Origin of the sequence: Salinivibrio sp. KP-1 (genome assembly GCF_000968645.1) — a bacterium.
GTDB lineage: Bacteria > Pseudomonadota > Gammaproteobacteria > Enterobacterales > Vibrionaceae > Salinivibrio > Salinivibrio siamensis.
The window spans coordinates 490,049-514,520 of sequence record NZ_LAQR01000048.1 but is presented as its reverse complement, the minus strand read 5'-3'; the positions used below and the strand labels follow the sequence as shown (position 1 = coordinate 514,520).

Below are 24,472 nucleotides of genomic sequence, written 5' to 3'. Positions count from 1 at the left end.
GTCACAATTAAGGGCGATCCCAAGTCGGGGGATCGCCAATTTCTTGCAGCATAAAGTCGACAAACTCTCTCACTTTGGGCGCGAGATGCTTGCGTCTTGGGTAAACAATGTAAATGGGTAACTCAAGACAAGGCTTCCATTCAGGAATGAGCTCAATAAGCTCGCCTTTTTCTATTTCCTCGTTGATAAGGTAAGTAGCTAAATAGGCAATGCCAAGTCCCGCCTTTACCGCCTCTAGCACAGCGGGCGCGTTATTTATTGTGTACTGTCCGCTAACATGCACCACTTGCTCTATGCCCGCTTTTACAAACGGCCATTTATCATAGCGGCGTTCACGGCTTTGATAGGTAATGCAATCGTGCTGACGCAAATCACCCAGTTGTTGTGGTGTGCCTCTCGCTTCTAGGTAGCTGGGTGCCGCGACCAGTTTAAATTGGCAATCAGCCAGCTTTCGCGCCACCATGCCTTCAGGAGGATGTTCATGGATCGCGACCCAGCAATCATAGCCTTCCTCGACGAGGTTAGGGCGGTGGTCAAAAAGGTTAATGTTAAGATTAAGCGCGGGATAAGCTTGGCGGAATTTAGCGAAGTGGCGCGTCATTAATGTATTGCCAAACGACTGTGCGACCCCAATTTTTAGTTTTCCTGTCACTTCATTCCGATAGCCTGCCACCATTGCCTCAGCTTCATCCAACGTGGCGATCAGTTGGCTACCGTATTCTGCATATCTGTTGCCTACTTCGGTAAGCGATACGGAACGCGTGTTGCGCTGCACCAACTGCACACCGAGCCGATCCTCTAAATAGCGAACCTGTTTACTGACCTGGGACTTAGAAATTCCTAGTTTTTCTGCTGCGCGAGTAAAGTGCTGCTCTTGCGCAACAGCCGCTAGCACAACGATTTGTTGAAGGTAATCGAGCATTCTACGCACATCCATTTCATCAATAGGGTGAGACTACCACATAACGTCGGCTGTCAGGAATGTGTGTGACAATGTCACGCATTATGTTCGTCTAGGGTGGTCATCTATGCTGCCTCGAATCTATTTTATTAAATGCGAATATGTTGTGACATCGACACGTCTATGAGAGCACGACTTTTTGCCTTTGTAAGCGACAGATGATCACCTTACCTTCATTATCACGATAATCATCACAACATACAAAATATTGTTTTATATGCAAAAATAATGATTGTTTCTCTGAGTAGACACTTAACTTTTAGAGTTGTAAGCACTCACTCTTGTTTGTGTTGTAAACTTACACATCACGATTATGCGGCGCTATGCCTTGTTTATCTATTAATTTAATCGATTCATTAAATCAAAATGTCTTGTTTTTGTTCATTGTTCTATTCGCATACACTCTTAGCAGGAGGTGAGCAATGATTGAGTTGATCAAACAGTTTTTTTTGTTGGGCTGTATGTCCTTTGGTGGGCCCGCCGCCCATGTGGGTTATTTTGAGCGGGTTTTTGTCAAAAATAAGCGATGGTTAAGCGAAGAAACATTTGCTTCGGGTCTGGCAATCAGTCAGTTTTTACCCGGTCCGGGAAGTAGCCAGTTAGGCATGTATATTGGCTATCAGCGTGCAGGGTACCTGGGGGCGTTCGGCGCATTTGTGGCGTTTACCTTACCTTCCTTTGCCTTATTGACAGCAGTGGCGGTATTAAACAGTGGCGCGCAGGCAGCAGACTGGGTGGCAACGATCATCAGTGCGGCGAAGTTATTGGCGGTGGTGGTCGTCATTGATGCGACGGTGTCGATGGGTAAAAAGTTTGTCAGCTCGTGGGTGACTGCCGCTGTCGCAGTTATAACGGCATTGTGGTTGTTACTGACGCCTTCAGGCGTGTTGTACCAAATTCTGCCCATTTTGGTCGCCGGCATGGTTGGCGCAATAGGGTTTGCAAAACCGCAGCAGAGCCACACTGCCGTGTCTATTGCGTGGCGTCGTGGTGCCATTATTATTGGCCTGTTTTTATTATTGCTAACGGTGCCTTGGTTGTTTAACCAGACACTTTGGGTACAAGTGTTTAATCTTTTCTATCAGGCAGGGAGCTTTGTGTTTGGTGGTGGCCATGTCGTGCTACCTTTACTTGAGCCCATAGTTGGTGACGTTGTCACAGATTCTGCGTTGATTGAAGGGTATGCGGCGGCACAGCTTGTGCCTGGCCCTATGTTCACGATGGCGAGCTACCTTGGTGCCAGTATTGATGGCTTGTCACCGCTTTGGGGCAGTATCATTGCCACTATCGCGATTTTCTTGCCTGGCGCGTTGCTGATGTTTGGTGTTTTACCTATCTGGGAGGCGGTGAAAACGCAGCCTCGTTTAGCCGGTGCGATCAGCCTCATTAATGCCAGTGTCGTGGGGTTACTCGCTGCCGCGCTTTACCAACCTGTATGGGTGTCTGCCTATACGCAACCCCTTGATTTATTGCCGATAGCGCTAGGTTTAATGGCACTTATCAAGTGGCGTGTTTCAGTGTTTTGGTTGCTCCTATTGATGATGGTGTATCAGTTTACTCTCGCGTAATACGCGCCGAATTTTGTAGCCCTGCCATGTTCTGGGCTACATTTTGGCATTATAATGCACTATAACTTTAGTGGTTGTTCGAAAAAAGCTCAGTCACATCTGTCAATGTAGCTAAGCTTTATTCATCAATTGGTGAGGATCAGGCTTGGAACTGCCAGGGTTGGCGACTGCCCGTATCAGAGGCTGTTTGTGCCAGCTCAATGGCATAGATAACTTTGCTGGCGGAGATAGGGCAAACAGGCGAGGGTTGGTCATTTGTAATTGCCTGAGCTAACCCGTCGAATAGTCGATGGTATTGGCCATCTTCTAAGGTCAAGGGATCAGGTGTGACGCTGTCACCAATCTCAAGCATTCCCTGATACGCTTGTTCTACTTTAGTGGTTGTTCGAAAAAAGCTCAGTCACATCTGTCAATGTAGCTAAGCTTTATTCATCAATTGGTGAGGATCAGGCTTGGAACTGCCAGGGTTGGCGACTGCCCGTATCAGAGGCTGTTTGTGCCAGCTCAATGGCATAGATAACTTTGCTGGCGGAGATAGGGCAAACAGGCGAGGGTTGGTCATTTGTAATTGCCTGAGCTAACCCGTCGAATAGTCGATGGTATTGGCCATCTTCTAAGGTCAAGGGATCAGGTGTGACGCTGTCACCAATCTCAAGCATTCCCTGATACGCTTGTTCTACTTTAGTGGTTGTTCGAAAAAAGCTCAGTCACATCTGTCAATGTAGCTAAGCTTTATTCATCAATTGGTGAGGATCAGGCTTGGAACTGCCAGGGTTGGCGACTGCCCGTATCAGAGGCTGTTTGTGCCAGCTCAATGGCATAGATAACTTTGCTGGCGGAGATAGGGCAAACAGGCGAGGGTTGGTCATTTGTAATTGCCTGAGCTAACCCGTCGAATAGTCGATGGTATTGGCCATCTTCTAAGGTCAAGGGATCAGGTGTGACGCTGTCACCAATCTCAAGCATTCCCTGATACGCTTGTTCTCCGAAGCCGGAGACGGTGACCATTAAACCGGCGCGTAGTTGATCCTCTTGGATATCTAAACCAAACGTACTAAAGGTCGCTTTTTCACCATGAACAACAAAACGCTCTGTGGTCCCAGATCGATAGGGACTTGAGGAGAGAACCACCTCTTTGTCTGGGTAATGCAGGGTGACTTGAAAGTAGTCTGTCGTCTCACTGCCTGGCCGGAGTGCGCGGCAACTGGCCGAAACCGCATTCGGATCCCCTAATAAGTGCAGTGCTTGGTCAATTAAATGTGAGCCCAAATCATACAAGATACCAGCGCCTTCACCTGGTTGCTCACGCCACCGTTGACGAACCTCTGGGCGGTAGCGATTAAAGCTAGAGTGCATGACTTTGATGTCACCGAGCTCGCCTGCGAGGTGTAAGCCTTTCAGAGTGAGAAAATCACCATCCCAGCGGCGGTTATGATAGGGGCACAATACTAAGCCTTTCTGTTTAGCCAGCGCGGCCAGCTCAAGGCCATCACGACTATTGGTGACAAAAGGCTTTTCCACTAAGACATGACAACCGGCTTCTAATGCTTGTTTAACATGTTGGTAGTGGAGATGGTTGGGCGTGGTGATCACCACCAAATCCGGGGTTTGTTGTGCTAATAAGGTGCTGAGATCATCAAAGCAGGCCGCTTTAGGTAACCGTTGTGCAACCTGATCGGGTTTACTGGACACGACAGCTGAGATAGCAAACTCAGAGATTGCGCTCAGAAAAGGAACATGAAATGTATTGGCAGAAAAGCCAAAACCCACCAAAGCTGTTTTTATCATAAAGCTCACTCGCATTGACGACGTATTATCAGCACTTTATCGGACATCGACATGCCAATCAATCCAAGCGAGATGAGGTGTGATAACGCGTCGCTGTTGAATGCGCTAAGGCATACAAAAGGGCGACATCATAAGAATGCTTTAGATCGTTGATACGGTTGCGAGGTTTGGTCAATCCAAAACGAAAGAATGTCGCGAGCTGTGTAAGGTTATCGGTCTCATTGTGGACAAAATTAAACATTAGGTCCACAATGAGAGTGTGCAAACATGAAATGGTGAATGATATGACAGCAGCACAAGCACTAAAAGCGGCAGACAAGAAGAGAATGGCTCAGGTCGGCTTCAAGGCTGCTGTAAACATAATGGAAGGATGGGGATGTACCGGAGCAGACATGCAACGAATTCTTCGCATACCAAGGTCTACGTTCCAAAAGTATAAGGCTAACCCAGACACGATCTCTATGGATGATGATCAGCTTGAGCGTTTAAGCTACATCGCAAACATCCACGGTAGTCTTCGAATCATCTTCGATAACCAAGAGAACGTTCAGGGGTTCATGTCTATGGAGAACAAAAACGCTTACTTTGAAGGGCGGACTCCTTTATCTATTATTAGTAGCGGCAAGTTTGCTGACCTCTACGAAGTGTTCTGTCGTGTCGACGCGTTACGTTCAGGTCAGTGGGGATAAAATGCTGAATGCTCGAGAAAATCAAGCGGTAGGATATAGGCTTATTCCGTCTAAGTACCCGACGATTGACTTGTTTGATGATGTCCTCAACCCTGAGGACTTTGAGGTGATGTATCAACTGCAAGCATTGACGAATCCACGTATTCGCGATGAAGTGGGCGATGTATCCCTGATTAAGCCGGAAGAAATCCCGTACCACTGTGAGCGTGAGCGTGGGCGTAGCTATGCTGTCGCTGCCTTTACTCACATTAATCGTGATGGTTCACGTTTCGCTGATGGCAGCTTTGGAATGCTGTATATCGGCGACACCGAACAAACCGCTTTAAAGGAAGTCATGTATCACCAGCGCAAGTATTGGACTGATGTTAATGGGCTTCATTATGATCGCTTGGTGTTTAGGGCGCTTCGTTTCACATTTGATGACGATAAAGTGATTGATGTATGCGATAAGCCAATGACCGATCCAATCTACGACCTTATTGATTACTCCGCGGCACAGACGCTTGGTCGTCAGGTTCGGCAAGATGATACATTAACAGGGATCCGCTACAACTCAGTACGAAATGAAAAAGGGAGCTGTTGGGCGATGTCTACGCCACAAGTCGTTAGCGACGTCATACAATGCTTCCATGCAGAAATGATTTGGAACGGAAAAGAAATCAGTCAGGTCGAGAAGATTTACTCAATGGCGTAATCGACGCGATTGCATGTTAACAAACAAACCCTCAGTGCGCATTATGTATGAATCGGTGAACTTTTTTTAATCATGGCCGGCAGGACAAGCCTTTTCTTAAGGTGTTGATTAGTCTTGGATTTTCTTCTTTTTCCTGCAGCACTCTCCAAACTACATTTTGATCGGTATCACCGGCCAAATCGACCAATTCAAAGACTGCAGACCACTCAGGAATGCTTTTCTTAACACGCCACTTTGAAACCGTGGAAGGCTTTAAGTTTAATTTCTTAGCTAAAGCATAGTCAGAGGGCAGACCCTGACAAGACTTTGCTTTATCCATTAGTTCAATTATCACGCTCATTTTTCCAGCCGCCAACTCACCTCGATTGTTAAATCATAGGCGTACAAAATGATCTTATCCATAATCGACTGCCAGTTGATATGCGATTGTTGGTTGATGTTAAATGCTTGATGACGTTTTCGTGAACTCGGGCAAGAGGATCAACAACATGGAACCAGCCAACGGCAAAGCATGGATTGAGAAAATCCGTCGCGATCTCGACTTACCAAAACCAAAGCATATCAAGTGGGGTTGTCCAGACCGCCGCTACTCACGCGCCTATCAAATCGCGGCCAAACGTGCCGCACAGGCTCGCCGTGCGCGGGTATTGGGGGGCGTATGAGTGCAACCACATCACACAGTTTCGCTCACGCGGAAACGTCCGGCGGCGCGGCTCCTTGTGAGCCGCAAAGCCACTTTATTTGGACGTGCGCCGCGTCCGGCAACGAATACCAAATCTATGAGCAAGGCGGCCAAGCGCGCTTTGTCGCTGAGTTTGTCGGCGGCGTAATTTTTATCGCGCCGTACCAGGTGTTTTACTGCGATAAAGGCCGCGAACCCGCAATGATGGCCGTTTTCACGCCGGAAAGTATCGAGCCTATCGGCGTGATGGTGGAAAGCGTCTTGATGTTTGAAATGCTGCAAGCGTTTCGCGCGGTGGGCGTTCTGGTCGTGGAGGATAGCGAGTTATGAGCATGCGCTTTGAGCTGACAAAAGAAGAAATAGAAGAAATTGTGTGCTGTGTCGTGGATTGTCAATTAAGCCGCGATGCTGCTTGCTATTACGCGATACGGGCAGCAAGAGAAGCAATGGCCGAGCGCTGTGGTCTGGTTATGGATTGCGAATTAAGACGAGGCACAGACATAGAGGTGGAACGGCGAAGAGATAGAAATCTCGAGCAAATGATAGATGATGGCCGAAATCTAATCGCGGAGATGATGGAGGCAGGCTTTAAGCTGTTGAGTGAGGAAATTTTAATCTCGTCGCAAGGGGTGGGGGTGGAGCTTTACAGAGAGGCAGAGCACATCGAAGCCAATCTAATGAATAAAGTTTTTGATGAGAAAGGTGATTTTTCTCTGGTTGAAAGAGCAGCGGCAAGAAAGTCATGCTAGACCAAAATGCCATCTTATTCGCCACGGCGGGGGTAGTCAAAAGCGACCCCGCCAAAATGCGGAATAACATTATTAACCCGCAGTTAGCCGAGGGCGCAACGCCAGCGGCTTTTTTTGTATCCAAAAACCATGAGTTACAGCGTCACCAGTATTATCACAGCCAAAATTTTGCACTCAGTGACAACGAGCGCGAAACCGCCCGCGCAGCGGCGGCACGAAGTGCCGGAGACGCTAGGCTAGTCAAAGGGTGCGAAAGTCCGACAGGACAGAGCAAGAAGAAAAAAGCGATTTTGCACAAATCGCGCGTGCTCAAAAAATCGATTGACCGCGAAAGCGGCAAAAACCTTGTTGAAACCGTTCACGCGGAAGCGTGGAGCGACGGCAGCGCCAGCGCACCGGAGAAAAACCGCCGCTTTGTGGTGTCACATCAGGAATGGTCGGGCAAATGGCGCGCGGGGATCCATGTGCAGCCACGGCCAACGGACGCGCCCGACGCGCAAACAGGCGCGCGCTTTACTGAAAACCTGACCGCTAACGCAGTGCGTAAAATTTTCGAGGCGGCGGCGTATGTGGCGACGTGTCACGGCGGCTTTACCACGTTCCTGACGCTCACGTTTGACGAGCAAACGCGCCAACGGCTTTTTTGCGCCGATGACGCAGAGCCAGAAACCACAATCGGCCGCGAAGTGTCGCGCTTTCTCGATGGTGCCAAAAAAATGTATCAGCGCGGCTGGACGTCAACCTATCAGACAGAGCGCGATTCAGAGAGCAAACGCCTATTTTGTCCGATTGACAGCCAGCCTACCAAAATCGACGGCGCAGGCCGTGACAGTGATTTTCACTATATGTGGGTCGCGGAGTGTCCGGCCAACGAGAACGGCGAGCCCAATCCACACGTGCACTTGTTGATGCGTTGGAACGTCGAAAAGCCCTTTTTCGATAACTGGGCGAAGCGGTTAGAAGGCATTTGGGGGCATGGGTTCGCCAAGTTAGAGCACATCCAGCGGCCAATGGCCGCAGGCACCTACATCATCAAGGCCGTTGGCTATGCCGCCAAGGGAAAGAACGCGGAGCAAGGCTTAATCCGTGGAAACCGCTATAACATCGCGCGCGCCAGTCGCGCCCCCGCCTTTGAAGTGGTCGCCAGCTTTGAAGCGGAGCGCATGGGCGCGATTATCGCCGGATTGCGTGAGCAGTTGGAGGCATGGAAAGCGCCCAGGTTAAAAGCACGCGCCAAGCTCAAAAAGCAGGTGGCAGCCAGTGCGCGCGCGTATTCGATTGTGAAAAAGTCCAAAAAGCTCACACAAGCGCAAATCGAAAAACGGTTAGAAAAATTAAAAGCGCGGCTGAAACAAGCAGATAGCCAAATTGACGCCATCAACGCCGAAATCAAAGCGCGCGGCGTGACGGTGTCGCGTGATCATCCGCTTGTCCACTTTGACGGCGCGGACGCTGAGATTAATCTCAATAGCTTTCTGGTTTATGCCGCCGGAGCCAAAGGCTGGAGCATGGCCGAAACGCGCTTAGACACAGACAGCGGCGCGCACTATTGCGCGCTTGACTGGCAGCCAATACGCCAGAAAGCGGCCAAAGAGCTAGGCAGCAAAGACGCCGCGCGGCGCTTTGCTGAGAGTGTCGAAAAACTAAAAAACGACAAAAGAGAGTAGTTATGGATAACCAACGTCAGTTAATCAACGAGCTAGAAGAAGAAACCAAAACGCTAAGCACCGCGCCAATGGTTGGCGCAAAGGTCGCGGCACCGCTGCGCCTTTTAATCGTGTGGATGCGCGGCATCGTTGATGAATTACAACGCATCAAAGAGCGGCTAGATGATTTGGAGGCGCGCCAGTGACACTACCCAAACGCAAAACCAAAAACGAGGCCATAGGCGTTAAACGCTGCGGCTGTGGTGACGTGATGACGATTCACCGCGCCACCGGAACGCGCGCCGGAACGCTTTACAGCATTTGTGACAAATGCGGCGTTGACCAGCGCAACGGCGACACGCCCCAAGCCTTTTTTGCCGATCACTTTGACAGTCTCGAAGCACTGGAGGCCAGCGAGGCCGCGCCAGCACTCGGCCAAGAGACCGAAAGCGAGGGCGAGACAGGGGCGGAAATCATGGCGGCAGAGGCCGCCAATGATGCCGAAATGATAGCGAGCGAGGCCGAAACCGAGGGCAAAAAAGGCGCGGCATCGTTCGCCCTAGTGGCCGCCATCGTGGGCGGCCTTGTTGGCCTATTGGCCTTGGCCGCGAAACTCAAAGAAAAACCACAAACATAATGAAAATAGGGCTAGGTATGGAGCACACAGAAAACAACGAGCAATCCGTAGTAAATCCGGAGTCCGGAGCAAGTCCGGAGCAAGACGTACTTTTTGCAGAACTGGCCGCGTATGACGCCGCCAACGATCCCGAAATCAAGGCCGAAACCGAGCAGGCAGAGCAGGCCGAAGCGCAGGCAGAACAGGCCGCCGCCGAAATGGCACCCATGTCAGCCATGTTCGCCCTGATGGGGATTGAGCAGGCAATCAAAGCGTTTGTCCATCCGCGCTTTGAAATCAGCGACGAACGCCGCGAGCAAGTCGCGCGTGATTGTGCCCCCGCGCTGATTAAGTACGGCGCAATGCTTCCGGCATGGCTGGCCGAATACGAGGCGGAAATCATGGCGGTTAAAGCCGTTGGCGGCCTGACCATTGAATCTGTCGGCCAAGTAAAACGCCTACAGGCCGAAGACGCCGCCACGCTGGCCGCGATGCAGGCCGATGAAGCGGCCAACGATGACGACGAGAACGAGAACAAGGAGGACGCGGCCTAATGCAACCGATAAACGCTAACAACGCGCTACGTAACGGCCATATCTGGATTGCTGGCATGTCAGAAAGCGGCAAAACCAGCTACGCGAAAAAGCACACGCTGGAAAAAACCGATCACGTGCTGATTTTTGACCCGTTCGGCGATTATGAGGGCAAGCTCGCAGGGCTCACGGTACGCACCTTTGATAAGCTCGCCGATGTGTACCAAGCGGCATTAGCGGCGCGGTGTAAACAATCAGGCTTTCGTATCGCATGGCACCCCAAACGCCCCAGCAAGCCCGCCGACTTTGACAAGTTCTGCCAGCTCGCGTGGGCGCTGGGTGACGGCAGCAAGCAGGCATTAAAAGTGCTACTGGAAGAAGTCGCGGAGCATTCCGAAACCGCAGGCAAGGCCAGCGGCTACCACGGCCAGCTATTGCGCGTGGGGCGAAAATTTAACATTCACACGATCAATTTGTTCCAACGCGGCCAAGAAGTCAGCAAAACGATTCTTGACAACTGCCGCCGCTGCGCGGTGCTGATGCAAAAAACCGATGACTCGGCGCGATACATCCAGCAAAAAACCGGCATCCCAGCGGAAGAAATCGCCACCTTGGCGCAACTTGAATACATCGAGCAGGACGGCAAAGACTGGACGCGCGGAAAAATTCGCTTCTAAAACGTGATAACAGTCACAAATTAAAAAGGGCGAGGGCTATAGGCTCCCGCCCTTTTTTTGCTTGAAAGTATGGCGGCGGGGAGTGTTGAGATAGTGGCTCGTTAATCACTGCTTTTTAAACACACAAAGGGCAAAACCATGAAAAAAACCACTATGACCACTATCGGACTCGCAGCGATTGTCGCGGCGGTTGTTGTGTGGGCATCAAATAACGTTGATGCAGTCGAAGACGCGATCGGTTAAGGGAGCGAAGCATGTTTTACAATCCACGACCTAAAGAGCTGGATCCAGTCGAGGGCGTCTATTGGGGACGCCAAGCACACTTGCGCTTGGTCACGGGTCCCACGTACCAGCAAATTGAGCTGGTCACGAACATCACAGATCCAGCCGATATTGATTATGTCCGTCTAACGCTCAACGGCTCGCCAGTTGTCGATGTAACAGGCCAAGACTTGGTGGACATCCAAGAGCACCGCGGTAACTACGTCGAAGATGGGCGCTATATCATCCCGTTTGCTGATTTGGGTATGAAAACCAAGCAAGGTATCCGCCACGGCGAGCTAGTCACGCTGCCTGGCGAGCTATGGATGATGTACATCCAGCTCAAAAACAAAGACGGCGACGCCGCGCCGCCATCCATCGAAGCGCGCGCGCACACCACCGCCGCACAGCAAGAGCGTTATTTTCTGCCCGAGCTGAAAACCTTTACGTGGAATGGCTCGAAAGTTGGCCGCCAGTTGTTCGATTACCCCGAGCGCAGCCCCTACAACGCCATTAAGCGCATGCATTTTCAAACCGATGATATTGCGCGCGTTCGTGTCGTGCGTGATGACGTCGAAGAAATCAACGTGACACGCGAAGATAACGGCTTTGATTTGCGTGTGGTGGGGCTTGAGCAAAACAGCGGTTATTTCTCGCTCGACTTTGTGCGCTTTGGGTTTGGATCTGAGGGCAAGCTCAATACGGCTGCACAGCGCCAACTCGGCTTTGAGTTGGACTTAGAAAAGGTCGGCCCAGTGAATGTGCTCATTGAAGGCATCAAGCAAGTGAAGCCATTACCCAGCAACGGTTAAGGGGGATAAATGGCCATCTCGAAAAAGAACACCAATAGCGCAGATGTCAGCGGCGGTTGGTTTGATGGAATGCTTGAGTCAACGGGCGAACTGATTGGCGGTATCTATGATGATGCCGTCGATATTACAAAAGACGTCGCGTCCGGCTGGTTCGAGAGCCAAAAAGCGGCCAGAGAATCGGCGAATCCAGAAGATAACCGCACACCGGAGCCAGCACAAACTCCCAACGGTCAGCCGTTGCAGCAAGGGTTTAGCCTGTCGAATCCTTACGTGATTGGCGGCGGCGTTGGGCTCCTGTTGCTCGTTGTTTTGGTTTTAATGCTAAAGGAGTAAGCGCCATGCCATTTGCGATTCCGTTAGGTTACGCGGCAGTAGCCGCCACGGCGGGCGGTCTGGGGCTCTGGTTCGGCTCTGAACTGTCCAAAAAACTCTGGCTTTTCTTGCTGTTGGCCGCGTTTTACTACTTGTATCAGAACAAATAAGGGGGCGCGTATGAATCCAGCAGCAATGGGCGCGCTCGCCAAGGGTGCAAAAGGAAACAGTCTAGATTGGGGGGCGGGGCCCTCCAGCGCTTACGGCCAGAGCAGCAACACGCAGAACGCCGGAAATATCCATTTCGGTAACGTGCTGTTTCCGTCTTGGTTCCTGATTGCGCTTTTGATTGTGGGCGGGTGGTACGCATGGAAACACGCTTAACATTCATCACGCCAAACACCCCCGAGGCCAGCGCCGCCGCCGTGCAGTTGCGGCGCGCCTACTCGCACCTTGAAAACGGCCAAAAGCACTTTGCCGATATTTGCAAAATGATCGCAAACGGTGAGGCGGGGGTGTATCTCGCGCACGACGAAAACACCGCGCTTTATATCGTCGGGGAGACCGTCGGCACCGATTATCACTTGCTCGCCGTTGGGGGGCGTGGCCTACGCCGTGGCATTAGCGCGCTAATCGCGCAAGCAAAGAAAGCCGGATTTAAGGCGATTGTTTGGGAGACGGCAAAGCGCGGCGTGCGTCGGCTGCAAGCCGTGTTTGATGGTGTGACGGTGTCACAAATAGAGCAGGGGGAGGGCTTGCCGCCACTCACCATGCATAAATTGGAGCTTTAAACATGGGCGGTTCATCAAGTAGCAGCAAAACAAAAAACGTTAACACGAACGTCAGCGGCCAGAACGCCATTCAAGGCGATAACCTTGGCGTGGCGATTTCGGGCGTCAATAACTCGACTATTAACGCCACGGTCACAGACCATGATTCTGTTAATCGCTCGTTTGATTTTGCCGAAGAATCGTTAAACGCGGTCACCGAAACAACAGCGGATGCGATGCAAGCGCAAGCCGTGCAAAGCTCGGAAGCCATGCAAATGCTGCAAGGGCTCGCAGGTAATCAAGCCGAGCAAAACGCGGAAAATATCAAAGCGCTCAAAGAGCTGGCAGAGAAAAAACGCGATCAAGAAAGCGGCGGCAAAGAGTCAGAGCAAAAAACCTATTTATGGATTGTCGCGTTGTCGGTGGTCGGCATGTCGGCGGTGACATTTTTTGCCGTGCGGGGAACTAACTAATGTTTGAGAAATTTGTAGAAGCGCGCGAAACCTTTGATTTTCCGGTATCCGGCACGTTTTTGTACATCATGGAAGCGCCAGCGGCGGGGCTTTTGGTCAAAGCTGGCGAGACCGTGCAAACACTTTACGCGCGTGACCAAATCAGCAATCTAAACTTGCGTGGCACCGTCACCGTGCAAAATCTGGGCGATGCGGGCTGGGTGCGTGTGCGCTATGGCTTTGGGCAGTTTGAGCCCTCGCCGGAGAATTTAGGCGTTAAAGTACGCGAAATGCCACCTGTGAAAGTCGAAAGCCTGCCAGCCGTGACGGTGGAAAGCCTGCCAGCGGTTAACGTCGAGGCGTTGCCAGCAGTAAAGATAAGCAAACTGCCGCGCGTCAAGTTTGAAAACGGCCAAACCGTGGCCGTCTATGCCAAAAATCCGCTAAACGTGCGACCCGTACAGCCAAGCCACTGGCAAACGCAAACGCTCACGCTCGACGAGAACGGACGCGCAGAGATGGAAGCCAACGCCGCGCGCTTGTCGATGACCATCACGCCAGCCGCAGAGGTAACGGCTTACCCAAGCACCGACGATGCCGAGGCCGACACAAACGGCCTAACGATTACCCAGGCATTTGAAACCAGCATCACAGGCGGCCTTGTCTTTGTCGGTGAAGCAAAAACAACAATTAACATCGTGGAGCTATGCGCATGAACGAAAAAGAGTTACCAGCCGCACTACCTGAGGGCTCAAACCGAAACAAAATCGAATGGTTAGCGCGTGAACTGGCGTATGCCAAGCGAAAGCCAGCGATGAATTTGCTACGCAATCCATCATTTTTAAATTGGATTCCCAGAAACGTCCAAAAACCAAAAAAATCCAAATTCAGTTGGAGTAAGTTTCACAACGAATATGACACAGGGGCTTACGATTTTTACGGTATGGGCGGGTTTTTATTCCAAGAGGCCAAAGATAGTTGGTTACAACTGCGATGGGAGCTTTCGGAAAGCTGGACAATGTTTACAAACTCGTATGATTATGAGCTGGGTTACGCAGGGTCGGGCTTAATGTTTATAAATGGCTGGATGCAATGGCATCAGGCGGTGCAAGCCCCTCAAATTGACAGCGAAAACTTTGCAGATGATGAAACGTACGGCTTTCGCGTCAAGTTTAACGCCAAGGGAAAAGGAGCGGTACGACTGATAGCAGCTAGCACCTTTGAAAATGTAACCAGCGGCGGCGGTATGATGTTTATGGCTGGCGTTGGCAATCAATACTCTGAATGGGTAGATATAGAAAATAATAACGACGAGCCAAAAGAATACGAAGCGAAACTCGGCACATCTATAAAAAGCGCTGACGGACGCTATATAGTGACCGTCGAATTCAAAAGTAGTGATAAAAGCCTAAGCGTTGAGCCAATTCGCGCCGATTTTGTGAAAACCAAATATTCCGTTGGCCGTGACGGGCAATACATCCCCGATTTCGGTGGGCTAAATATTATTGATAAACCGCTTGAATTTATTCGTGTAAACCCAGTGTTTACAGCGGTGCCAGTTGAATATAACTACACAAAACAGCAGGTTAAAGCGCGCATCATGAACGGCTATTTTGGCGGTGATGAAGAGGCGCAGGGTATGGGTTGGGAGTATCAAGCGTGTGATTTACCGATAACCTACGACTTCACCTCGCAAGTCACATTTAATATGCCGTCGTTTAAGTTAAAAGACGGTACAAAACGGCGGCCTGTTTTAGGGGTGGGGCTAGTCGGATATGAAAGCGGTTATGTGTATTTTGACTATTCCAAAGCGCTCTTTTTAGATGAAACAGGTAAAAAAGTTGCGGACGCAAAAGACGTGGTAGCAATGCGTGCAACATCAATTTTTGTCACTAACTGGCCGATGGTCACAGACCGAATCGCTCACCGTCCACAAGTAGAAACAGAAATCGGTGAGCCGTGGGAGGCAGAAGCCTGCCACAACCCAAACAGCGTATGAAAAAAGCCACACTAACACTTGCCGTGTTAGCCGTTTTGTTAATGCTGGCACGGCTCAAGACAGGAAAAAACACAATGACGGTATCAGGTGATAAAGAGCGCGGCATTCGCAATAAAAACCCGCTCAATATCGAATATCAAAAAAATAACGATTGGCACGGCCAAACAGGCCATGATGGGCGCTTTGCCATTTTTTCCAGTCCGGTTTACGGCTTTCGAGCGGCGGCGCGGATTATCGAAAATTACCGCGAAAAATACGGCCTCGACACCTTGGCCGGAGTGATTTGCCGCTGGGCACCAAAGAGCGAAAACAATACCTCCGCTTATATCAGTTACGTGGCAGAGCAAACAGGGCTAGCGCCGAATAGCGTGATTGATGCAAGTAACATTGTGCCAGTGCTCGCGGCGATGGTCGCGTTTGAAAATGGCGCGGAGTATGCCAGCTATTACGACACAGACACGATAGCCAAAGGAGTGCAGCTAGCATGAAAAGCCAAGAGCTAACCGCGCGCGTGGTGGTCGGTGTCATCACCATGGTTGCGGGCAGCATCATCATCAAACAACTCAAGACAAAAGGAGTGATCTAGTGATTACGCAATTTTTCAAAGAATACATTAGCCAAGGCAGTACGTGGCGGGGGCTTGCACTGCTTGGCAGTGCGGCGGCTGGCGTACTCGGGTACGGTGATTTAGTGTCCGTGTCCGTGGCGAATGACGGCTTACAGTTCGGCGGTGTGCTCGGCGTGGCCGTGCCTACGTTAATCGGCGCGTATGAAGTGGCGCGCAACGAATACAAAAACGCGAAAAATGAAAAACAGTGATTTCTTACTGGTGCTGTTTTTGATTTGGCTAACACTAGGCGTATTAAAAGCGGTTGGCCGTCGGGGGAATCCATGGAATTAACGCAATATTTAATCATGTCCGGCATGACAGGCTTAGTGACCAGCGTCGCAACCGTGGTCGCGCTAAAAGTCGATATTCGCTGGATGAAAAACACACTCGCAGATCATGAAAAGCGTTTGCGAGTAATCGAGGGGGTACGGTATGGCGAGTAAATCAATGACAGTTCGCCAAGCAGGCCGAAAAGGCGGCCAAGCAACGGCGAAAAAATGGAAAAATAATAAGCGGTGGGCGGGAATGATGCGGAAGAAGTTACGCACCGCAGGCAAGAAAGGCGCGACAGCACGTAAGCAGAGAAAGCTTTTTTAGTGGAAAATGCGATATCTTGAGTGGCGACTCGCAAAAATTAGGGCGTTAATTTTGTTATAGTGAAAAACCTTCAGTTGAGGGCTGTTAAAAATAAGCCCTATTTCTCTCCTTCAGCCGCAGTGTTAAACTGCGGCTTCTTTTTTATGCGTTCATAGATAGCTAAGGCTTATTAGAGATGAAAACAGAAGTAGATAACCCTGCATTGATCTATCACTACACGACACAAGAGGCATTGCTTGGAATTCTTCAAGGAGGAGGTATTTGGTTAACTGACATTAGCAAAATGAACGATCCTCACGAAAAAGAACTAGGACTAAAAGTTTTAGAGGGTGAGCTGTTAATTAGATATAACGATGAAAAAGCACGTGAAATAATGGAGAGGGTCAGATATTTAACTAGGAATATAATTTATTTTTCGTGTTCATTTTCTGACAAAGAAAATGATCTCTCTCAGTGGCGATCATATGCATCTGATGGTGAGGGTTTTTGTCTAGGGTTTGACAAGGACTCTTTAAAGGATTTTTGTGATAATGGAGAGCATGACTTTAGAATGATGAAGCTTTCACCTGTTACATATGACAGTGAAAACTTCAAAGAGTTAATTAAAACGGAATTGCTGTCAAAGGACGAGATACATCGTATCTGTGAAATGTCAAAAAAAGATTCCGACCCTAATGATTTAATATCTACTATCGGAGCGATAGTATCACTGTCGTGTTTGATAAAGGATCCTATATACTCTGTTGAGAGTGAGCTGAGGCTATTAACAGAGGTAAATATTGATGATTTTCGAGTTTTTAATGAGGCTTTAGAGCTCAAGAAGAAGATTGATTTTACTGCTGGTGATATGAAAGACCAGCTCTCAAATTATCACGGAGAGAATAGAGTAAATAAAGAAAAAGAAATTGATGTAATGCAGTCAAAGTGTGAAAAAGCAGTGAATGAAGCAAAGGTTCTTTGGGGAGGAATAGTGGGTAATTTAAATTACAGAGCCACTAAATATGGAATAGCACCATACCTCACATTAGATATCAGAAAATATATAAAAAAGATAATTATTGGCCCTGATAATAAAAACTCAATTGAAGATATTAGACGATTTTGTGTAATAAATAATTTAGAAGACGTAGAAATAGAGTACGTTGGCTATAAATATCGCGGATAGTATAGCCAACATATACTAAATTACTTTAGTTTTTCCTTAATAGGTATCCACGGCACTGGCTCACAGCGCCTACCGCCTCGAAATGGCTTGGGATGTTCGCGGGGTGGTTGTACCTTGATAGGGCCTTGAATGTGGCCGTAGCGCCGTAAAAATTCTAAGTATTCAGCCCTCCATAGTGGCCAAGCGTCTAAATCTTTTGGGTTGAAAGCGCGTCCCTCTGGTGTGATTAGCCAACCGTTTTTTTCATCGATACGAAAGCCTGCCCAGCGCGTATCGTTAGGTAAGTAGCCACGCGCTTTGATTATCAATAGCTTCTCAGCCATGGGATTAGGGGGAATAGAGCCGTCAAGCCAACGTTTGACGGTGATAGGTTTTACGTGAAAATACTGAGCGCCAGCATCGAGACTCGTGAACTCTCGCCAAAAAAGCGTGCGGAAAGCGTCAATCATCATGTGACAAACCTCGCAAATACGTCTTTAATTTTTTGGTTTTTTTCGATTGATAGGCGCGCAAATAATCGATAAAAGCGAAATAATGCCGCTGATTTTGAAGTTATTTGAAACTGTGAAATCATTGGCATAAGCAACACGATACAAATAAGAGTTTCAAAAACAAGGAATGATGATTTTAAGTGGTTGATTTTACGAGTTATTATTAAAGTTGGCATGGTAAAAAACTCTATTTGTTAATAAATCAACCCTAAGTGCGCATTATGTATGTTATGTTAAATAAAGTATTGATCAGATGACGACTCGCATTGATAAGACAAGCGCCTTGACTCCTCACCTCCATTTTTCTCCCTCTTGAGTATTCTGACGCGACGATTCAACATAAGTGCCCATTTACCATAAAATAGCTAATCACCACTTTCTTTAATCAACTAAGTTCAAATGCTCCGCTTGACCTAAGCTGCTCCAAGCGCGCGGTGATAAGCCAAAAAGATCTGCGTTATCTTATACTTTTACCGCATTGAAGCGTCAGCTCGTCAAAGTCATCAATCACTTTAACCATGTTGGGTGGCGTATCACTCCATCGCCAAAATACGATGTTTTTCATCTCTCGGGTGGCGCCACGCGCAAAACTGGGCACAATAATGGCGTTGACCTTTGCACTGATAAGCTGTTTCGATAAGTGCCAACTATCGGGAGTTTGGCTTTGGGTCACTTGATCTAACCAAGCACAGCTTAGCGTCGAGGGCTTGATGCCACAGTTTAGCAGCACTGTCTCATCGGTCAGGTCGAGTACATTGTCACAGTCGACATCATACTGACATATTGTCAAAGGCTGAGCTTTAAAACGAAACCCCTGCTGAGCCTCTACCCATGCACCCGATTGAGACCATGAGGTGTACAGAGCGGCAACGCCTTTGGGGTTAAAGCGCCCACCATTGCGTCTTGCTCCTTCCCCACTGTTAGGCGCGTATGACCAGCGAGGGTTATGGCCACGAAATACCGCACCTTCAAAGCGAAATAGGTATTCCTGTAGCTTTTCTTTACGCATAACCGCCTTCGCTCGTATGGTTAAGGTAGGCTCTCAGCGCGTCCATTCGATCGTGTTTAACCAGTTGCTCTGCGGTTAATCCGCCAAACTCTGGTAATCCTTCGCTCCGATACCATGCGTAGGCATGAAATTCATTCCCCGTCCACGGAAGGATTCGGTTGATCACTTCAGTGCAGTTACGCAGTTGTTGCTGTGCCTTGATCGTTGAGTATCGCTCTGTGCGGCTTAACGTGGAATAAGGTAATCCAGACAAAGACGCGATTTCTTTCAAATTGGTATGGAAGAACGCGGCCATTTTGCTTGGTTCGACGATACCTTCTGCGTTCATGACTGCATCTAAAATGGATTGGTTCATTTCGCTCACCATGTCAACAATATTTGACTTATATACATCCAATATGATTGTCAGTATGGTTATTGTCAAGGCGAGTATGCGCTTTGCTTAACGTGCCAATCATGGCACGTGTAGGGCGACGGATTGTGAAAAGTCATCTTATCGGCGAATTCCACCTGTTAACCTTTTTAGTCTGCAGAAGGTTTGCTAAAGTCTCGCTAGTTCTAAACTGATTCGTTACATAAGGATAACCATGAAAGCGCACATTTGGGCTTGTTTGCTCGTGGCGTTGGCAAGCTTCAGTGTTATTGCTGAAGATGAAAACGATGTCAAGCATACCAAAGCGGCGAAAGAGCCGACGTCGTATGCTGAGCAAAGTATCTACGATAAGCCGTTGATGGAAAGATACGTTTTGGATGAAATCCGAAACTTAAGAACAGATTTCCAGGCGCTAGAAAAGCGAATGGTGACGGAAATTACCGATCGTGAGCTGGACGTAGCGGATAAGTCATTGAACTATGCCAACGTGACGGTGACCTACTTCTTTTATTTGATAGCCGGTGCGGCCTCATTGATTGCATTGGTTGGTTGGCAGTCGTTGCGCGATATAAAAACCAATACCAAAGAGTTGGCCGATCAACAACTGTCAGAGATTGCAGAGCAATATGAACGCAAGTTCCAAGCCTTGGAGCGGGACTTGAAGCGTAAAACACGCATTATTGCAGAAAACAATAAAGAGATTGAGCGTATCAACGAGATCCATAACTTATGGCTACGCGCTCAACACTCGCAGACGCCTGAGCAGCGGATGGAAATTTACAATGAAATCCTGAAAATCCGCCCTGGAGACCTCGAGGCGCTCACCCATAAGGCGGATGCGGCAATGGAAATGGGCGAATACCATTGGGCGCTTAGCATCAGTAACCGCGTACTGGAAGTGGATGAACGTAATGCCAACGCCCTCTTCCAGCGTGCGTGCGCCTATGCGCGATTGGGGGCTGAAGATCAGGCAGTGTCTGACTTAGAGCTGGCGGTTGCAGAAAGTGCGTCGCTGCGCGAAGCCGCCCGTGAAGAAGCGGACTTTGAATCATTGCATGGTAATGAGCGCTTTGATGCCTTGATTGATGCTGAAGGCCAAGTTTAAATAAGGCGGAATACAAAAAGGCAGCGTGGGCTGCCTTTTTTACTTCTATTAGGATGTGGTTTTTAACACCTAGCCACCTGCCAGTTTCACCGTATGGCCTTTCTTTTCTAGATGCGCCTTGAGGGTATCACGCTTGTCCCCTTGGATTTCAATGACGCCCTCTTTGACTGCGCCACCACACCCGCACACTTTTTTAAGCTCGGCGGCCAGCAGTTTCAGCGCGCCATCATCAAGATCCAACCCGGTTACCAGGCTGACGCCTTTGCCTTTGCGCCCTTTTGTTTGTCGCTGAATACGAACGATGCCATCACCTTTAGGTCGGCTTGGCTTTTCTGGCTCGGCTTTAATTCTGCCCGTTTCGGTCGAGTAAACTAAATGATTATTGTCAGACATAACTCTGTCTCGTTGAAGCGTTTGACCTCACTATATCAAAGCTGAATCAACTTAGCAGCCAGTGACAGGATGAGCAACTCGGTGACTATCCGTGTTAAGCACGGAGTTGCTCTGCATTTTTATCAATAAATTGTTTGAGCGCAGGCAGCGAGCCTTTCATCAAATTACCACGCACAATCATATACCAGCCTTTGCTGTCTTTATCAGGGTTATCATTCATGATACGAAAGCCCTTGTATTCCTCGACTTGGCGCGTTCCGGTGCCGTCTACATCTTCCTCCTCGAGATCCGCAGGATCAACCAAAGTACTGGTGTCCGCCCACCATTCAATTGATTTCTTCACCGCTTGTAGGCTGCCTGATATCACCTTTCCACCTAACCTAGCGCGGTATTCTTCTGTAATGTCTCCGCTGCCCTCGGTTTTCTCAATCGCATACCCGCGATGAAAAAGGCGTCGAGTCATGGCTCTCTCCTTTCGCGAACAATAATCCGATACCTATGTATGCAATGGATTACGAACATTCTTCATTTTTAGACTATTATCACGTGTTGTTCGAGCAATTTCATCAAGCCTAAGCCGCTGATAGACCGAGTAATAGGCAAATTGAGATATGTTTCAAACAATTTGCACTGATGTCTGATATATTAGTGCTAACAATAAAAAGTTATAGTGCATTATGAAGAAATTATTATCATTAGACCCAAGTGACATTGAAGCAAGTCAAACTCGCTTTAACACTGGTGCATTAAGCATTGAAGAATGGTCGTCCATCACACAAAACGCCTACAGCAAAAACTCGCTATTGAGTTATCGCAACGACTGGCGCGTTTTCGTTGCTTTCTGTCAGGAACAAAACGTGACGCCCCTTCCTTGTGCCGTCACCACACTGCGCCGCTTTGCTGAAATAACGGCGAACCAGCGCAAGATTTCTGCAGTGCGGCGAATGGTTATCACCGTCGGTTTGGTGCACAAGCTTCACCAATTAAAAGACCCGAGCAAGCATCGAGAAGTGAAGTACGCAATGGCGCGCCTTCTGCAAGAGAAATTACCGGAAAGCCGCGAAGCCACACCTTTTCAAGCCTATCACTTAGCTAGCTTAAATCAGCAGCTTGCAAGCTCTAAGCGCCTAAAGGATATTCGAGACCGTTTGGTTTGGTCGCTTTGTTATGAAGGATTATTAAAGCGAAGTGAATTAGCCGCCCTGTCGGTGGAGGACCTTGTCACCGCTGAAGGCCAAGCGTTCATTTTGGTGAAAGAGCAACGCGTGCCGCTGTCTGAATCAGTCGCAACGCTGCTCATGGACTGGCTCGAAAAAACAGGGATCAGCCAAGGTCCCCTACTGCGTCGAATCAACAAACATGGTCACCTAGGAGAAGCGCCTCTCGACCCTTCCTCTATCTATCGCGTGTTCCGCCGAGCCAGTACACTTTTAGACGAGTCGGTCACTTTCTCTGGTCAGTCACCGCGTGTGGGAGCGAGCCGATCGCTGGCGAAACAGGGAATGTCCATTAAACAAATTCAGTATATGGGACGTTGGAAAAGCCCAGCCATGCCAGCGCAATATGTCGGTAACACGGTAGCTAGTGAGCAAGCCAAGTCGCGTTACCGACGCAAAAAGCTCACCGATTAATCAATTAACCCGCCGGCCCGTGGCCGTGCTAATACAGGATGCCAAATATTCATGGAATGCCAAGCCATGGTGCTCCACCAGTTTGGGGAACATAGAAATAGGTGTCATGCCAGGAAACGTATTGATTTCATTAACTAAGATTTCGTTGTCTTCCGTTAAGAAGAAATCGATACGCGACATATCTTTTAAACGTAGTTGCTTGAATGCTTGATGTGCGTAAGAACGAATTGCCTCGACCTGCTCTTCGGTCAGATCTTCTGCCTCAATGTAGGTATTACTGTGGCTACCCTCGCTATACTTTTCTTCGTAAGTGTAAAAGCTCCCTTCAGGGCAACGGATTTCCCCAGGGCGCGTCACGATTATTTCACCGCCCACTTGAAACGCCGCCACTTCTAATTCACGCGGCTTGATGGCTTTTTCGATCAGTACTTGGTCCGAGAAGGTAAATGCATCGGCAATCCGCGCTTGTAGCTGCGCTGCATCCGTTACGTGGTAACAACCCACACTGGAGCCTTGGCTCGCCGCTTTCACAAACACCGCCTGATGGTCGGCTAAAAACGCGGAGGCACGTGCTTGACTCTGCTCGCCTTGGTCGGTGATAAACACATAGGGAGTATTGGGGATGCCCAGTGCATCAAACCATAGCTTTGACGTTATTTTATTAAAACAAATCTGGCTGCCTTCCGCGTCACACCCCAAATAAGGAAGGCCAGTGATCGTCAGTAATGACTGAATATCGCCTGTTTCGCCCGGGAAGCCATGAAGGCAAGGCACGACATAGTGAATTTGCGTGTGTTCTACTTTACTGCACAGGTTGCCATCTGTATCGAGGTGACAGCGCATGCCATCATCAAGGCGCCACCCGTCTTGGGTCATTTCAACTTTATGCACCTTAATGCGCGGTAATTTAGCCAATTGTGATTCAATATACTGAGCAGACACGAGGGAAATATCATGTTCTGCCCCGCCGCCGCCGCATAACAAAAGCAGGTTGAGTTTGGTCATTTTCTTCTCTCATCACGCGTCGAAACGCGCTATTCGGACATTAACGCCATAGTAGACAAATGCCGTTTCGCTTTCATCTATCAGAGACGTTTTATTGGTTGATTAGAGCCCATTTGCTGCAGGTTTGTTCAATCTGTGCTGCCAATGCGTCTCCACAATACAGGGATAAACGCCACGCAACAAAAAAGCTGGCATTCGCCAGCTCTTTTCAACCACACCAATTTGCGAATTAATTTACACGGATCATCTCAGGTGTTGAAGACCGTTTTATTTTACCAATATCGCGTACAAAAGGACCATATTGCTGAATCGTTTGTGGCAGCGCTTTAATCGCACGCTTGGCCGCATCACGGCTTGGGTACTCACCATACAACAAGGTGTACCAAGGCAAACCATCTACCATTTTTTTGTTGCTCCATAATGGCTGGTCGCTCGGAAGCCGTTTGGCATAATCACTGAACCCTCTATCATGGCTAAGGGCAACGACTTGGATGGTATACCCAGCGCCTTGCGTCGCTGATTTCACCGTTTGCTTTTTCGGTGCCGGCTTCGGCTCAGGCTTGGCCGTGTTCATCATTGGCTCGGCGTCTGCCGTTTGCGCGGTATCGCGCTTGTCAGTTGATTCAATTGTCTGACTGTAGATTTCAGTGGTAACGCCACCGCTACTGCACCCAGTTAGCAGTATCGCGATGGCCAGTAAGCCCAATTTTTTCATTGTGATTCTGTCAGTTATCCAAGTTTGTTTCATTGTGCCCCCGACCCAGTAGCCATTCAACCAAAAGTTATCCTCTTGCACGAGGTTTCCGGCTACAGCTCACAGATAGTCATGTTAAACATCGTTTTTTAGTCTATCTCACGGTTCACTTTCTGCCATGCCGAGATCA

The 24,472-nt window shown here is 49.0% G+C and carries 38 protein-coding genes; 26 read left to right on the top strand and 12 right to left on the bottom strand.

Going from position 1 to position 24,472, the window contains the following annotated elements; all coding sequences use genetic code 11:
* Positions 1-7: 7 nt before the first annotated feature.
* On the bottom strand, positions 8-922 hold the full coding sequence (locus WN56_RS15675; RefSeq protein ID WP_046075863.1) for a LysR family transcriptional regulator: 915 nt from the start codon (positions 920-922) through the stop codon (positions 8-10).
* A gap of 461 nt (positions 923-1,383) precedes the next feature.
* Here WN56_RS15675 and chrA point away from each other — a divergent pair, with 461 nt between their 5' ends.
* Positions 1,384-2,529 (top strand): chromate efflux transporter, encoded by a 1,146-nt coding sequence (gene chrA, locus WN56_RS15670; protein WP_046075862.1) that lies wholly within the window; start codon positions 1,384-1,386, stop codon positions 2,527-2,529.
* A gap of 139 nt (positions 2,530-2,668) precedes the next feature.
* Here the strand turns inward: chrA and WN56_RS15665 are convergent, their stop codons facing one another.
* The 3 genes from WN56_RS15665 to WN56_RS15655 all read right to left on the bottom strand — a co-directional run bounded on the left by WN56_RS15665 (position 2,669) and on the right by WN56_RS15655 (position 4,317).
* Positions 2,669-2,881 (bottom strand): hypothetical protein, encoded by a 213-nt coding sequence (locus WN56_RS15665; protein ID WP_046075861.1) that lies wholly within the window; start codon positions 2,879-2,881, stop codon positions 2,669-2,671.
* A gap of 94 nt (positions 2,882-2,975) precedes the next feature.
* Entirely contained in the window at positions 2,976-3,188 is a 213-nt protein-coding gene (locus tag WN56_RS15660; protein WP_046075861.1) for a hypothetical protein, read from the bottom strand.
* 94 nt (positions 3,189-3,282) lie between these two features.
* A complete protein-coding gene (locus WN56_RS15655; protein ID WP_046075860.1) occupies positions 3,283-4,317 on the bottom strand; it encodes a Gfo/Idh/MocA family oxidoreductase in 1,035 nt (344 codons plus the stop codon).
* A 284-nt stretch (positions 4,318-4,601) separates the two neighbouring features.
* Between WN56_RS15655 and WN56_RS15645 the strand changes: the two genes are divergently transcribed.
* On the top strand, positions 4,602-5,006 hold the full coding sequence (locus WN56_RS15645) for an antitoxin Xre-like helix-turn-helix domain-containing protein (RefSeq protein ID WP_046076072.1): 405 nt from the start codon (positions 4,602-4,604) through the stop codon (positions 5,004-5,006).
* The gene (locus WN56_RS15640; RefSeq protein ID WP_231637470.1) at positions 4,972-5,700 is read left to right on the top strand and encodes an RES family NAD+ phosphorylase; all 729 of its coding nucleotides are present in this window, start codon (positions 4,972-4,974) and stop codon (positions 5,698-5,700) included. Before WN56_RS15645 ends, WN56_RS15640 begins: the two co-directional genes overlap by 35 nt.
* A gap of 70 nt (positions 5,701-5,770) precedes the next feature.
* Here the strand turns inward: WN56_RS15640 and WN56_RS15635 are convergent, their stop codons facing one another.
* A complete protein-coding gene (locus WN56_RS15635; protein WP_197075771.1) occupies positions 5,771-6,019 on the bottom strand; it encodes a transcriptional regulator in 249 nt (82 codons plus the stop codon).
* 169 nt (positions 6,020-6,188) lie between these two features.
* On the opposite strand from WN56_RS15635, the gene WN56_RS16920 reads away from it, so the two are divergent.
* The 21 genes from WN56_RS16920 to WN56_RS15550 all read left to right on the top strand — a co-directional run bounded on the left by WN56_RS16920 (position 6,189) and on the right by WN56_RS15550 (position 17,581).
* Positions 6,189-6,362, top strand: coding sequence for a hypothetical protein (locus WN56_RS16920; RefSeq protein WP_156146699.1), 174 nt, complete (start codon positions 6,189-6,191; stop codon positions 6,360-6,362).
* Complete coding sequence (locus tag WN56_RS15630; protein WP_046075856.1) at positions 6,359-6,712, top strand: hypothetical protein; 354 nt, start codon at positions 6,359-6,361, stop codon at positions 6,710-6,712. Before WN56_RS16920 ends, WN56_RS15630 begins: the two co-directional genes overlap by 4 nt.
* Positions 6,709-7,131 (top strand): hypothetical protein, encoded by a 423-nt coding sequence (locus WN56_RS15625; protein WP_046075855.1) that lies wholly within the window; start codon positions 6,709-6,711, stop codon positions 7,129-7,131. Before WN56_RS15630 ends, WN56_RS15625 begins: the two co-directional genes overlap by 4 nt.
* On the top strand, positions 7,125-8,798 hold the full coding sequence (locus WN56_RS15620) for a TMF family protein (protein WP_052708138.1): 1,674 nt from the start codon (positions 7,125-7,127) through the stop codon (positions 8,796-8,798). The genes WN56_RS15625 and WN56_RS15620 overlap by 7 nt, the downstream gene beginning before the upstream one ends.
* Before the next feature lie 2 nt (positions 8,799-8,800).
* Positions 8,801-8,983, top strand: a complete 183-nt coding sequence (locus WN56_RS15615) for a hypothetical protein (protein WP_046075854.1) — start codon at positions 8,801-8,803, stop codon at positions 8,981-8,983.
* The gene (locus tag WN56_RS16665; RefSeq protein WP_052708137.1) at positions 8,980-9,414 is read left to right on the top strand and encodes a hypothetical protein; all 435 of its coding nucleotides are present in this window, start codon (positions 8,980-8,982) and stop codon (positions 9,412-9,414) included. The genes WN56_RS15615 and WN56_RS16665 overlap by 4 nt, the downstream gene beginning before the upstream one ends.
* Before the next feature lie 17 nt (positions 9,415-9,431).
* Positions 9,432-9,947, top strand: coding sequence for a hypothetical protein (locus tag WN56_RS16660; protein ID WP_156146698.1), 516 nt, complete (start codon positions 9,432-9,434; stop codon positions 9,945-9,947).
* A complete protein-coding gene (locus WN56_RS15600; protein ID WP_046075853.1) occupies positions 9,947-10,603 on the top strand; it encodes an ATPase in 657 nt (218 codons plus the stop codon). The genes WN56_RS16660 and WN56_RS15600 overlap by 1 nt, the downstream gene beginning before the upstream one ends.
* Positions 10,604-10,857: 254 nt before the next feature.
* Positions 10,858-11,676: a major capsid protein P2 gene (locus WN56_RS15595; RefSeq protein WP_046075852.1), complete on the top strand. Its 819-nt coding sequence runs from the start codon at positions 10,858-10,860 to the stop codon at positions 11,674-11,676.
* Between the two features lie 9 nt (positions 11,677-11,685).
* Positions 11,686-12,009, top strand: a complete 324-nt coding sequence (locus tag WN56_RS15590; RefSeq protein WP_046075851.1) for a hypothetical protein — start codon at positions 11,686-11,688, stop codon at positions 12,007-12,009.
* A gap of 5 nt (positions 12,010-12,014) precedes the next feature.
* Positions 12,015-12,158: a hypothetical protein gene (locus WN56_RS16915; RefSeq protein ID WP_156146697.1), complete on the top strand. Its 144-nt coding sequence runs from the start codon at positions 12,015-12,017 to the stop codon at positions 12,156-12,158.
* Between the two features lie 10 nt (positions 12,159-12,168).
* The gene (locus WN56_RS15585; RefSeq protein ID WP_046075850.1) at positions 12,169-12,372 is read left to right on the top strand and encodes a hypothetical protein; all 204 of its coding nucleotides are present in this window, start codon (positions 12,169-12,171) and stop codon (positions 12,370-12,372) included.
* Positions 12,357-12,779, top strand: a complete 423-nt coding sequence (locus tag WN56_RS15580; protein ID WP_046075849.1) for a hypothetical protein — start codon at positions 12,357-12,359, stop codon at positions 12,777-12,779. The genes WN56_RS15585 and WN56_RS15580 overlap by 16 nt, the downstream gene beginning before the upstream one ends.
* Before the next feature lie 2 nt (positions 12,780-12,781).
* Entirely contained in the window at positions 12,782-13,231 is a 450-nt protein-coding gene (locus WN56_RS15575) for a hypothetical protein (RefSeq protein ID WP_046075848.1), read from the top strand.
* Positions 13,231-13,926: a hypothetical protein gene (locus WN56_RS15570; protein WP_046075847.1), complete on the top strand. Its 696-nt coding sequence runs from the start codon at positions 13,231-13,233 to the stop codon at positions 13,924-13,926. The genes WN56_RS15575 and WN56_RS15570 overlap by 1 nt, the downstream gene beginning before the upstream one ends.
* Entirely contained in the window at positions 13,923-15,209 is a 1,287-nt protein-coding gene (locus tag WN56_RS15565) for a hypothetical protein (RefSeq protein ID WP_046075846.1), read from the top strand. The genes WN56_RS15570 and WN56_RS15565 overlap by 4 nt, the downstream gene beginning before the upstream one ends.
* A 74-nt stretch (positions 15,210-15,283) precedes the next feature.
* Entirely contained in the window at positions 15,284-15,697 is a 414-nt protein-coding gene (locus WN56_RS15560) for a hypothetical protein (RefSeq protein WP_156146696.1), read from the top strand.
* Positions 15,698-15,794: 97 nt separating this feature from the next.
* On the top strand, positions 15,795-16,028 hold the full coding sequence (locus WN56_RS15555) for a hypothetical protein (protein WP_231637469.1): 234 nt from the start codon (positions 15,795-15,797) through the stop codon (positions 16,026-16,028).
* Positions 16,029-16,100: 72 nt separating this feature from the next.
* Positions 16,101-16,262, top strand: coding sequence for a hypothetical protein (locus WN56_RS16910; RefSeq protein ID WP_156146695.1), 162 nt, complete (start codon positions 16,101-16,103; stop codon positions 16,260-16,262).
* Positions 16,252-16,416 carry a hypothetical protein gene (locus tag WN56_RS16905; protein WP_156146694.1) on the top strand — a complete coding sequence of 55 codons (165 nt, stop codon included), beginning with the start codon at positions 16,252-16,254 and terminating at the stop codon, positions 16,414-16,416. Before WN56_RS16910 ends, WN56_RS16905 begins: the two co-directional genes overlap by 11 nt.
* A gap of 175 nt (positions 16,417-16,591) precedes the next feature.
* Positions 16,592-17,581 (top strand): DUF2971 domain-containing protein, encoded by a 990-nt coding sequence (locus WN56_RS15550; protein ID WP_046075844.1) that lies wholly within the window; start codon positions 16,592-16,594, stop codon positions 17,579-17,581.
* Positions 17,582-17,601: 20 nt separating this feature from the next.
* Here the strand turns inward: WN56_RS15550 and WN56_RS15545 are convergent, their stop codons facing one another.
* From WN56_RS15545 to WN56_RS15535, 3 genes are all read right to left on the bottom strand, one after another.
* Entirely contained in the window at positions 17,602-18,033 is a 432-nt protein-coding gene (locus tag WN56_RS15545) for a phage protein (RefSeq protein ID WP_046075843.1), read from the bottom strand.
* A 496-nt stretch (positions 18,034-18,529) separates the two neighbouring features.
* Entirely contained in the window at positions 18,530-19,081 is a 552-nt protein-coding gene (locus tag WN56_RS15540; RefSeq protein ID WP_046075842.1) for an RES family NAD+ phosphorylase, read from the bottom strand.
* Complete coding sequence (locus WN56_RS15535) at positions 19,074-19,436, bottom strand: hypothetical protein (RefSeq protein WP_046075841.1); 363 nt, start codon at positions 19,434-19,436, stop codon at positions 19,074-19,076. The genes WN56_RS15540 and WN56_RS15535 overlap by 8 nt, the downstream gene beginning before the upstream one ends.
* A 232-nt stretch (positions 19,437-19,668) precedes the next feature.
* Here WN56_RS15535 and WN56_RS15530 point away from each other — a divergent pair, with 232 nt between their 5' ends.
* Positions 19,669-20,559 (top strand): alkyl sulfatase dimerization domain-containing protein, encoded by an 891-nt coding sequence (locus WN56_RS15530; protein ID WP_077579138.1) that lies wholly within the window; start codon positions 19,669-19,671, stop codon positions 20,557-20,559.
* Between the two features lie 69 nt (positions 20,560-20,628).
* On the opposite strand, the gene yciH is transcribed toward WN56_RS15530, so the two are convergent.
* Both yciH and WN56_RS15520 read right to left on the bottom strand, forming a co-directional pair.
* On the bottom strand, positions 20,629-20,952 hold the full coding sequence (gene yciH, locus WN56_RS15525) for a stress response translation initiation inhibitor YciH (protein WP_046075840.1): 324 nt from the start codon (positions 20,950-20,952) through the stop codon (positions 20,629-20,631).
* A gap of 94 nt (positions 20,953-21,046) precedes the next feature.
* The gene (locus WN56_RS15520; RefSeq protein ID WP_046075839.1) at positions 21,047-21,415 is read right to left on the bottom strand and encodes a DUF3319 domain-containing protein; all 369 of its coding nucleotides are present in this window, start codon (positions 21,413-21,415) and stop codon (positions 21,047-21,049) included.
* A 214-nt stretch (positions 21,416-21,629) separates the two neighbouring features.
* Here WN56_RS15520 and WN56_RS15515 point away from each other — a divergent pair, with 214 nt between their 5' ends.
* On the top strand, positions 21,630-22,583 hold the full coding sequence (locus WN56_RS15515) for a tyrosine-type recombinase/integrase (RefSeq protein ID WP_046075838.1): 954 nt from the start codon (positions 21,630-21,632) through the stop codon (positions 22,581-22,583).
* Here the strand turns inward: WN56_RS15515 and WN56_RS15510 are convergent, their stop codons facing one another.
* Together WN56_RS15510 and WN56_RS15505 are read right to left on the bottom strand one after the other, a co-directional pair.
* Positions 22,584-23,588: a D-alanine--D-alanine ligase gene (locus WN56_RS15510; protein ID WP_046075837.1), complete on the bottom strand. Its 1,005-nt coding sequence runs from the start codon at positions 23,586-23,588 to the stop codon at positions 22,584-22,586.
* A 229-nt stretch (positions 23,589-23,817) separates the two neighbouring features.
* A complete protein-coding gene (locus tag WN56_RS15505; protein WP_167369751.1) occupies positions 23,818-24,303 on the bottom strand; it encodes an SPOR domain-containing protein in 486 nt (161 codons plus the stop codon).
* Between the last annotated feature and the right edge of the window lie 169 nt (positions 24,304-24,472).

Excerpts from the sequence above, each read along its gene's own strand:
- WN56_RS15675 (WP_046075863.1), bottom strand. The coding sequence starts at position 922 with ATGCTCGATTACCTTCAACAAATCGTTGTGCTAGCGGCTGTTGCGCAA.
- chrA (WP_046075862.1), top strand. The coding sequence starts at position 1,384 with ATGATTGAGTTGATCAAACAGTTTTTTTTGTTGGGCTGTATGTCCTTT.
- WN56_RS15665 (WP_046075861.1), bottom strand. The coding sequence starts at position 2,881 with ATGCTTGAGATTGGTGACAGCGTCACACCTGATCCCTTGACCTTAGAA.
- WN56_RS15660 (WP_046075861.1), bottom strand. The coding sequence starts at position 3,188 with ATGCTTGAGATTGGTGACAGCGTCACACCTGATCCCTTGACCTTAGAA.
- WN56_RS15655 (WP_046075860.1), bottom strand. The coding sequence starts at position 4,317 with ATGATAAAAACAGCTTTGGTGGGTTTTGGCTTTTCTGCCAATACATTT.
- WN56_RS15645 (WP_046076072.1), top strand. The coding sequence starts at position 4,602 with ATGACAGCAGCACAAGCACTAAAAGCGGCAGACAAGAAGAGAATGGCT.
- WN56_RS15635 (WP_197075771.1), bottom strand. The coding sequence starts at position 6,019 with ATGGATAAAGCAAAGTCTTGTCAGGGTCTGCCCTCTGACTATGCTTTA.
- WN56_RS16920 (WP_156146699.1), top strand. The coding sequence starts at position 6,189 with ATGGAACCAGCCAACGGCAAAGCATGGATTGAGAAAATCCGTCGCGAT.
- WN56_RS15630 (WP_046075856.1), top strand. The coding sequence starts at position 6,359 with ATGAGTGCAACCACATCACACAGTTTCGCTCACGCGGAAACGTCCGGC.
- WN56_RS15625 (WP_046075855.1), top strand. The coding sequence starts at position 6,709 with ATGAGCATGCGCTTTGAGCTGACAAAAGAAGAAATAGAAGAAATTGTG.
- WN56_RS15620 (WP_052708138.1), top strand. The coding sequence starts at position 7,125 with ATGCTAGACCAAAATGCCATCTTATTCGCCACGGCGGGGGTAGTCAAA.
- WN56_RS15615 (WP_046075854.1), top strand. The coding sequence starts at position 8,801 with ATGGATAACCAACGTCAGTTAATCAACGAGCTAGAAGAAGAAACCAAA.
- WN56_RS16660 (WP_156146698.1), top strand. The coding sequence starts at position 9,432 with ATGGAGCACACAGAAAACAACGAGCAATCCGTAGTAAATCCGGAGTCC.
- WN56_RS15600 (WP_046075853.1), top strand. The coding sequence starts at position 9,947 with ATGCAACCGATAAACGCTAACAACGCGCTACGTAACGGCCATATCTGG.
- WN56_RS15595 (WP_046075852.1), top strand. The coding sequence starts at position 10,858 with ATGTTTTACAATCCACGACCTAAAGAGCTGGATCCAGTCGAGGGCGTC.
- WN56_RS15590 (WP_046075851.1), top strand. The coding sequence starts at position 11,686 with ATGGCCATCTCGAAAAAGAACACCAATAGCGCAGATGTCAGCGGCGGT.
- WN56_RS16915 (WP_156146697.1), top strand. The coding sequence starts at position 12,015 with ATGCCATTTGCGATTCCGTTAGGTTACGCGGCAGTAGCCGCCACGGCG.
- WN56_RS15585 (WP_046075850.1), top strand. The coding sequence starts at position 12,169 with ATGAATCCAGCAGCAATGGGCGCGCTCGCCAAGGGTGCAAAAGGAAAC.
- WN56_RS15580 (WP_046075849.1), top strand. The coding sequence starts at position 12,357 with ATGGAAACACGCTTAACATTCATCACGCCAAACACCCCCGAGGCCAGC.
- WN56_RS15575 (WP_046075848.1), top strand. The coding sequence starts at position 12,782 with ATGGGCGGTTCATCAAGTAGCAGCAAAACAAAAAACGTTAACACGAAC.
- WN56_RS15570 (WP_046075847.1), top strand. The coding sequence starts at position 13,231 with ATGTTTGAGAAATTTGTAGAAGCGCGCGAAACCTTTGATTTTCCGGTA.
- WN56_RS15565 (WP_046075846.1), top strand. The coding sequence starts at position 13,923 with ATGAACGAAAAAGAGTTACCAGCCGCACTACCTGAGGGCTCAAACCGA.
- WN56_RS15560 (WP_156146696.1), top strand. The coding sequence starts at position 15,284 with ATGACGGTATCAGGTGATAAAGAGCGCGGCATTCGCAATAAAAACCCG.
- WN56_RS16910 (WP_156146695.1), top strand. The coding sequence starts at position 16,101 with ATGGAATTAACGCAATATTTAATCATGTCCGGCATGACAGGCTTAGTG.
- WN56_RS16905 (WP_156146694.1), top strand. The coding sequence starts at position 16,252 with ATGGCGAGTAAATCAATGACAGTTCGCCAAGCAGGCCGAAAAGGCGGC.
- WN56_RS15550 (WP_046075844.1), top strand. The coding sequence starts at position 16,592 with ATGAAAACAGAAGTAGATAACCCTGCATTGATCTATCACTACACGACA.
- WN56_RS15545 (WP_046075843.1), bottom strand. The coding sequence starts at position 18,033 with ATGATGATTGACGCTTTCCGCACGCTTTTTTGGCGAGAGTTCACGAGT.
- WN56_RS15540 (WP_046075842.1), bottom strand. The coding sequence starts at position 19,081 with ATGCGTAAAGAAAAGCTACAGGAATACCTATTTCGCTTTGAAGGTGCG.
- WN56_RS15535 (WP_046075841.1), bottom strand. The coding sequence starts at position 19,436 with ATGAACCAATCCATTTTAGATGCAGTCATGAACGCAGAAGGTATCGTC.
- WN56_RS15530 (WP_077579138.1), top strand. The coding sequence starts at position 19,669 with ATGAAAGCGCACATTTGGGCTTGTTTGCTCGTGGCGTTGGCAAGCTTC.
- yciH (WP_046075840.1), bottom strand. The coding sequence starts at position 20,952 with ATGTCTGACAATAATCATTTAGTTTACTCGACCGAAACGGGCAGAATT.
- WN56_RS15520 (WP_046075839.1), bottom strand. The coding sequence starts at position 21,415 with ATGACTCGACGCCTTTTTCATCGCGGGTATGCGATTGAGAAAACCGAG.
- WN56_RS15515 (WP_046075838.1), top strand. The coding sequence starts at position 21,630 with ATGAAGAAATTATTATCATTAGACCCAAGTGACATTGAAGCAAGTCAA.
- WN56_RS15510 (WP_046075837.1), bottom strand. The coding sequence starts at position 23,588 with ATGACCAAACTCAACCTGCTTTTGTTATGCGGCGGCGGCGGGGCAGAA.
- WN56_RS15505 (WP_167369751.1), bottom strand. The coding sequence starts at position 24,303 with ATGAAAAAATTGGGCTTACTGGCCATCGCGATACTGCTAACTGGGTGC.